This window comes from Rhizobacter sp. (genome assembly GCF_031412075.1).
GTDB lineage: Bacteria > Pseudomonadota > Gammaproteobacteria > Burkholderiales > Burkholderiaceae_C > Rhizobacter.
Genome location: NZ_JANOCG010000138.1, coordinates 1 through 7,549, shown reverse-complemented (window position 1 = coordinate 7,549; position 7,549 = coordinate 1). Strand labels below are relative to the sequence as shown.

The following is a 7,549-nucleotide window of genomic DNA, read 5'->3' as shown; positions in this document are numbered from 1 at the left end:
CGAAAGAGCGCGTGCGCTTGCCGGTGGTGCTCACGCACGACGAAGTGGTTCAGGTGCTTCGTCATCTGCCTGACGAGCACCGGCTGATCGGCCAGCTGCTTTACGGCACCGGCATGCGCATCATGGAAGGCGTTCGCTTGCGGGTGAAAGATGTCGACTTCGCGCGCCGCGCCATCGTCGTGCGAGAAGGCAAGGGCGCAAAAGACCGCGTGGTGATGCTGCCCGCGTCGCTCTTGGTTGCCTTGCGCGACCAGATGGCGCAAGCCAAGCGGCTCTGGGGCGCTGACCGCGCGGCCGGCCGCGCCGGGGTCTACCTGCCTCATGCACTGGCCCGCAAATACCCCCATGCCGATGCCTCCTGGGCCTGGTTCTGGGTCTTTCCACAGGACAAGCTGGCCTTCGACCCGCGGGCCGACCAGCCCACCGAGCGCCGCCACCATGCACAGGAGCAAACCTTCCAGCGCGCGTTCAAGAAAGCGCTGGCCCAGGCCGGCATCGTCAAGCCCGCCACGCCCCACACGCTGCGCCATTCCTTCGCCACCCACCTGCTGCAAAGCGGCTACGACATCCGCACGGTGCAAGAGCTGCTGGGCCATGCCGATGTGAGCACCACCATGATCTACACCCATGTGCTGAAGGTCGGTGGTGGCGGCGTGCGCAGCCCGCTCGATGCACTCGCAGGGGTGGACGCCCTGGGCCAGTCGACGAGGGCGACCACGTACCGAGCGGCCGCCGATGACAACGATGACAACGATGAAGCCGAGTACGCCAGGCACCCACCGCGGGTGAGCATGCCTGTGGCGCAATACCTGGTGCCTGCGCCGGGCCTGGTGCCGATGGCCGCCGCGGCGTAGCCGTCTCGCGTGCGGCCGCTGGGTTGTCGTCGTGCTCGTCTGTGATCTCGCACCATGTTGCCGCGCCACCTCCAGCTCCCACCCTATGCCGAGCTGCATTGCCTCAGCAACTTCAGCTTTTTGAGAGGCGCCTCCCATCCAGAGGAGCTGGTCGATCGCGCGCAGCAGCTGCGCTATGGCGCCTTGGCCCTCACCGACGAGTGTTCGCTGGCGGGCGTGGTGCGGGCGCACAACGAAGCCAAGGAGCGCGCGTTCCACCTGATCATCGGCAGCGAGATGCGCCTGCATCAGCCCGGCAGCGGCGCTGAGCCTCATGCGCGGCTCGTGCTGCTGGCGCAGACGCGGCGCGGCTACGGCAACCTCTCGCACTGGATCACCGTCGCACGCAAGCGCGCCGACAAGGGCCACTACCTGGCCCACCCGGGTGATGTGGAAGGCAAGATTCCCGACGCCCCCACGCTCACCGGCTTGCCCGGTTGCCTGGCCTTGCTGGTGCCGCAGGCCTCGCAGCCCGCCGCAGAAGTGCTGGCCCATGCGCAGTGGCTCAAGACCTGGTTCCAGGAGCGCGCGGTCATCGCGCTCGAGCTGCACAACCACCCGGGTGATGAAGCCTTGCGTGACACCGTGCAGTCCGTGGCCCGGGCCACTGGCCTGCCCATTGCCGCCGCCGGTGGGGTGCTGATGCACGTGCGCTCGCGCAAGCCGCTGCAAGACGTGTTGACGGCCACACGCCTGGGCCTGCCCATCGCCCAGTGCGGCTGGCAGCTCGAGCCCAACACCGAAGCGCGCCTGCGCTCGCGTGCGCGGCTCGCGGCCCTGTACCGGCCGGAGTGGCTTGAGAAAACGGTCGAGTTGGCGCAGAGCTGCACCTTCTCGCTCAGTGAGCTGAAGTACGAATACCCGCAAGAGACCGTCCCCCCCGGCGAGACACCCACCAGCCAGCTGCGCAAGCTCACCTACGAAGGGGTGCCCAGGCGATTCAAGGCCGGCTTGCCCGAGAAGGTGCGCGAGCAGATCGAGCACGAGCTGGCGCTCATCCAGCAGCTCGATTACGAGCGCTACTTCCTCACCGTGGCCGACATCGTGCAATGGGCGCGAGGCAAGGGCATTCTTTGCCAGGGCCGTGGCAGCGCGGCCAACTCGGCCGTCTGCTACTGCCTGGGCGTGACCGAGATCGACCCCGGCCGCGCCACGCTGTTGTTCGAGCGGTTCATCAGCGCCGAGCGCAACGAGCCGCCCGACATCGACGTCGACTTCGAGCACCAGCGCCGCGAAGAAGTCATCCAGTACATCTACGGGAAGTACGGGCGCCACCGCGCGGCGCTCACCGCCGTGGTCATCTGCTACCGGCCGCGCTCGGCGCTGCGCGACGTGGGCCGCGCGCTGGGCATCGACCTGCAGCGCATCGAAGCGGTTTCCAAGAGCCTGCAATGGTTCGATGACGTGAGCGGCAATGCCGATCGCCTGCGTGACCAGGGCTTCGACCCGCAGGCCCCGCTGTCGCAGCTGTGGATGGAGCTCACGCGCCAGCTCATCGGCTTTCCGCGGCACCTGAGCCAGCACCCCGGCGGCTTCGTGATCGCACGCGACCAGCTCTCGCAGCTGGTGCCGGTTGAAAACGCCGCCATGGAAAACCGCAGCGTCATCCAATGGGAAAAGGTCGACCTCGAGTCCCTGGGCTTGATGAAGGTCGACATTTTGGCCCTGGGCATGCTGAGTGCGTTGAAGCGCTCGCTGCTGTTCGTCGGCCACAAGCTCGGCCGGGCGTTCGAGCTGCAAGACGTGCCCGATGGCGACACGCCCACCTACGACATGCTCTGCGCCGCCGACACCGTGGGCGTGTTCCAGGTCGAGAGCCGCGCCCAGATGAGCATGCTGCCTCGGCTGCAGCCCCGTTGTTACTACGACCTGGTGGTGCAGGTGGCCATCGTGCGGCCCGGGCCCATCCAGGGCGGCATGGTCCACCCCTACTTGAAGAACCGCAAGCTGCACGATGACGAGATCGACTACCCCCCTGAGCTGCGGCCTGCGCTGCAGCGAACCAAGGGCGTGCCCATCTTCCAGGAGCAGGTGATGCAGATCGCGATGCTCGCAGCCGACTTCACCCCCGGCGAGGCCGACCAGCTGCGCCGCGCCATGGCCGCCTGGAAGCGCAGGGGCGGCCTTGGCCCCTTCCACGAAAAGCTGGTCGGGCGCATGGTGAAAAAGGGCTACGACCCAGACTACGCCGAGCGCATCTTCAAGCAGATCCAGGGCTTCGGCGAATACGGTTTCCCCGAGAGCCACGCCGCCGGGTTTGCGCTGCTGGCCTACGACAGCAGCTGGCTCAAGCGCCACCACCCCGATGCGTTTCTCGCCGGCCTGCTCAACAGCCAGCCGATGGGTTTTTATGCGCCCGCCCAGTTGGTGCGTGATGCGCGTGCGCATGGCGTCGAGGTGCGGGCGGTTGATGTGCGGGTGAGCGATTGGGAGTCGACCCTCGAAGGCCCGCGGGGGCACGACACGGGCGCCGTGCACGCGGCGCTGCAGCCGGTGCGACTGGGTTTGAATCGGGTGTCGGGTTTGTCGAGCGACGCGGGCGAGCGCATCGTGAAAGCACGTGCGCAGGGCGCCTTCACCAACGCCGAAGACCTGGCCCGCCGTGCCGAGCTGAATGCCCATGACCTGAAGGCACTGGCCGAGGCCGATGCACTGCTGGCCTTGAGCGGCCACCGCCACCAGGCGGCCTGGGCGGTGGCGGGCATCGACACACGGCCCACGGCCCTGCTGCGTTCCACGCGCGTGGACGAAGCGCCGGCGGCACTGGCCGAGCCGGCCGAAGTCGAGACCATGATGGCCGACTACCGCTCGCTCGGCCTCACGCTCAAGCGCCACCCGCTGGCCTTGCTGCGCGAGCAGCTGAACGCCTTCAAGGTGCAGACCTCCGCCTCCTTGCGCGACTGCCCGAACGGCCGGCTGGTGCGCGCGAGCGGCCTGGTCACCCACCGCCAGCGCCCGCCCACGGCCAAGGGCACCATGTTCGTCACCTTGGAAGACGACACCGGGGCCATCAACGTCATCGTCTGGCCCAAGGTGGTCGAGGCCCAGCGCAAGCCCTTGCTCGCAGCCAGGCTGCTCACGGTGTATGGGCAGTGGCAGCGCCAGGGGGAGGGCGAGTTGGCGGTGATGCACCTGGTGGCCGTCAGGGCGATCGACCACTCGCCACTGTTGCAGGGGCTGGTGAACCGCAGCCGTGATTTCAAGTGAATGGGAGGTGTCTGTAGGCGTTGGCTGACAAACTATCGCGCCGCGCACCGAACGACAGCCCAGGTGGGGTTCCCTACAGTTCACGCCAGCGGATTCACCGCTTTCGCTGGACCACAGAAACCTTAAACGAGGAGCCCACCATGAACATCAAGACATTCAGTTACGCCTTCATCGCCGCATGTTCATTGGCGATGGCGGCCTGCCAGCCTGCAGAAGGCCCGGCCGAACGCGCCGGCAAGTCGGTCGACAACGCGGCTCAGAAGGCCGGCGACAAGATCGAAAAGGCCGGCGACAAGGTGAAAGACGCGGTCGACGACGCGAAGAAGTAAGCCTCGCGCGGGGCTGCCCCCAGCTCAGGCCATTTCGGGCGAGGCCGGTGATGCGGCCTTGCGCGGCTTGCGTGCCGCCTTCGGCGGCATGGTCATCTCCAGCGTGGCATCGCGCTGAGGCACGATCTCCGCGCCGCGCAACACGTGCTTGAGTTCACGTGCACCGCCCATCACCACGATCAGCTTGCAGCCTTCTTGGCGCAAATTGCGTGGGTATTTGGCTTCAGGCAACCAGAGAACCGGTGTGGCGCCCCAGGCCTCGGCGGCCTGCATCAGCGGCGCCACCGGGTCGTGCTTGAATTTTTTGCCACGCGGGCCCACCAGGATCGACTCACCTTCGATCAGGTCGTTCCAGCCTGCGTCGTTGAAGCCTTGAATGTCGATCACGAAGCGCACGCCATCGGAGCGGATCACCGCCACCGGGATCACGCCGCCGTGTGGCACGCTCTTGTCGAATTTCACCGCCCACTGCGTCGGGAAGTTCAGCGCACGCCGCGCCTTGCGCAGCGTGCGCAGAGGGCGCTCGCGGTGCTCGGCATAGGCCATCAGGGCGAGGCCCAGCACCGACCCCACCACGACAGCTGCGGCCATCTCCCACCAGCTGCCCCAGGTGATGCGGGCGGCCTCGAGGCCGCCGATAAACAAGCCGAAGCCTAGGAGCATCTGTCCAAGCCAGGAAGCGAAGTGTTTGTTGCGCATGGCTGGTGAGGGAAGGAGAGGTGATTGGTAAGGGATTTTGTCAAACGTGTCTGCACGCACAAGAGACGTATTGCACAGTTCGGTACGTAATTGCACGAGTGGACGAAAATGGTGCATGCACTTTCTGATCTCACCCGCCAAAACCCTTGACTACCACGGCGCCGACGCCTCCGTCGCCACCACCCGGCCGCGCTTCTTGGCGCAATCGGCCGAGTTGATCGACACGCTGCGGCCCAAGACGGCCGACGACATCTCGCAGTTGATGAGCCTGTCGCCCGCACTGGCCGAGCTGAACGTGGCGCGTTATGCCGCCTGGTCCACACGTTTCACCTCGCACAACAGCAAGGCGGCGGTGCTCGCCTTCAACGGCGACGTGTACGAAGGCCTGCAGGCCACCACGCTCCACCCGGACGACCTGGCCTGGGCGCAGGAGCACGTGTCGATCCTGAGCGGCCTGTACGGCCTGCTGCGCCCGCTGGACCGCATGCAGCCTTACCGCCTGGAGATGGGCACCGCCTTGGCCACCGCGCGCGGCAAGAACCTGTATGAGTTCTGGGACGACACCCTGGCGCGCCAGCTCAACCGCCAGCTCAAGGGGCCGAGCCCCGTCGTGGTCAACCTCGCGTCGCAAGAGTACTTTCGCGCCGTGCAAGGCCGGGGCCTGAAAGCCCGTGTGATCGACTGCGTGTTCGAAGACTGGAAGGGCGGCTACAAGGTGATCAGCTTCTTTGCCAAGCGTGCCCGGGGGATGATGCTGCGCCACGCCATTGCCCACCGGGTCGGCACGCCCGAGGGCTTGCAGAAATTCAAGGCCGAGGGTTACCGATTCGAGCCCTCGGTATCTCAAGCCGATCGCCTGGTTTTTCGTCGCCGGATCGAGGGCTGATCCGGCAGAATCTGGCGCATGAGGAAACCTGTCTTAAACGCGCGGGCCGAGCGCCGGGCCGCTCCCAAGCCGGCCCGCATCCCCATGGGGGATCGGCTGCGGTACACCGCAGACGAGGGGCAGTCATGACGGAGCAACATGTCACACCCGAACTTCGTCAATGGATCATCGACCAGGCCAAGGCCGGTCGACCGCCCGACGACGTGCTGAAATCGATGATGGCCAGCGGCTGGGCGGAAGACGTGGCCCTGGCCGCGCTCGAAGACACCTTGTCGGGTTTTCTGAAAGAGCATGCGCAGACCAACGGGCTGCCCGCACCGGTGCCGGTGCCCGAGCCCGACCTCACCGACGCACCCAACTCGCTGATGGTCAACGGCCACGAGGTCAAAATCGTGATGAGCCTGCGCAACCCGCGCGTCATCGTCTTCGGCAACCTGCTGTCGCACCAGGAGTGCGACGACATGATCGAGCTGGCGCGCGCGCGCCTGGTGCGCTCGGAGACGGTGGTCACCAGCACCGGAGCGAGCGAAGTCAACACGGCGCGCACCAGCGACGGCATGTTCTTCGGCCGCGGCGAAAACGCGCTGTGCGCGCGCATCGAGGCGCGCATCGGCGCCTTGCTTGGCTGGCCGGTTGAAAACGGCGAGGGCCTGCAGGTGCTGCGCTACCGGCCCGGCGCCGAATACAAGCCGCATTACGACTACTTCGACCCTGCTCAAGCCGGCACGCCCACCATCCTGAAGCGCGGTGGGCAGCGTGTGGCCACCATCGTCACTTACCTCAACACACCGGAAAGCGGCGGCGCCACCACCTTCCCCGACGTCAAGCTCGAGGTGGCGCCGGTCAAGGGCAACGCGGTCTTCTTCAGCTACGACCGTGCGCACCCCATGACCCGCACCCTGCACGGCGGCGCGCCGGTGATGGCTGGCGAAAAGTGGGTCACCACCAAGTGGTTGCGGGAAGGGCGGTTTGACTGAGGCGCTGCAGCCGCCGCTGCCGCTGCAGGGCATCCGCGTTGTGGACCTGACACGCCTGCTGCCGGGCCCGCTGGCCACACGGCACCTGATGGAGATGGGCGCCGAGGTCATCAAGATCGAAGGCCCCGCCGACCAGGAGCAGGACGACGGCTCGCGCTATTTCTGGCGCTCGCCGCAAGAGCATGCAAGCGGCCAAGCCGGGCTGATGTTTCGCGAGCTCAACGCGGGCAAGCAGTTGCACACCCTCGACTTGCGCACACCACCAGGCCAGGCCGACCTGCATGCGTTGCTGCAAACCGCCGATGTGCTGGTGGAAGGTTTTCGACCCGGCGTGATGCAGCGACTGGGCTTGGGTTGGGATGTGCTGCACGCACGCTACCCGCGGCTCGTGATGTGCGCGATCAGCGGCTACGGCCAGCACAGCCCGTGGGCCCACCGCGCAGGCCACGACATCAACTACATCGCGATGTCGGGTGTGCTGGAGCAACTCGCCACCGTGAACGGCGAAGTGATCACGCCCAACTTCCAGATCGGTGACCTGATGGGCGGCACGCAGAC

Annotated in this window: 7 protein-coding genes; 6 read left to right on the top strand and 1 reads right to left on the bottom strand. The window is 66.6% G+C overall.

Going from position 1 to position 7,549, the window contains the following annotated elements:
* From RMO40_RS05120 to RMO40_RS05110, 3 genes are all read left to right on the top strand, one after another.
* Window positions 1–854, top strand: an 854-nt coding sequence (locus tag RMO40_RS05120; protein ID WP_489660111.1) for an integron integrase, incomplete at its 5' end; no start/stop codon positions are given.
* A gap of 54 nt (window positions 855–908) precedes the next feature.
* Window positions 909–4,100 (top strand): error-prone DNA polymerase, encoded by a 3,192-nt coding sequence (locus tag RMO40_RS05115; RefSeq protein ID WP_309717229.1) that lies wholly within the window; start codon window positions 909–911, stop codon window positions 4,098–4,100.
* 140 nt (window positions 4,101–4,240) lie between these two features.
* Window positions 4,241–4,429 carry a hypothetical protein gene (locus RMO40_RS05110; RefSeq protein ID WP_309717228.1) on the top strand — a complete coding sequence of 63 codons (189 nt, stop codon included), beginning with the start codon at window positions 4,241–4,243 and terminating at the stop codon, window positions 4,427–4,429.
* Between the two features lie 24 nt (window positions 4,430–4,453).
* On the opposite strand, the gene RMO40_RS05105 is transcribed toward RMO40_RS05110, so the two are convergent.
* Window positions 4,454–5,128 carry a hypothetical protein gene (locus tag RMO40_RS05105; protein WP_309717225.1) on the bottom strand — a complete coding sequence of 225 codons (675 nt, stop codon included), beginning with the start codon at window positions 5,126–5,128 and terminating at the stop codon, window positions 4,454–4,456.
* 115 nt (window positions 5,129–5,243) lie between these two features.
* On the opposite strand from RMO40_RS05105, the gene yaaA reads away from it, so the two are divergent.
* The 3 genes from yaaA to RMO40_RS05090 form a co-directional block, all read left to right on the top strand.
* On the top strand, window positions 5,244–6,014 hold the full coding sequence (yaaA, locus tag RMO40_RS05100) for a peroxide stress protein YaaA (protein WP_309717222.1): 771 nt from the start codon (window positions 5,244–5,246) through the stop codon (window positions 6,012–6,014).
* 125 nt (window positions 6,015–6,139) lie between these two features.
* The gene (locus tag RMO40_RS05095; RefSeq protein ID WP_309717219.1) at window positions 6,140–6,991 is read left to right on the top strand and encodes a 2OG-Fe(II) oxygenase; all 852 of its coding nucleotides are present in this window, start codon (window positions 6,140–6,142) and stop codon (window positions 6,989–6,991) included.
* The coding region (locus RMO40_RS05090) for a CoA transferase (RefSeq protein ID WP_309717216.1) at window positions 6,984–7,549 on the top strand (566 nt) is incomplete at its 3' end. The genes RMO40_RS05095 and RMO40_RS05090, both read left to right, overlap by 8 nt.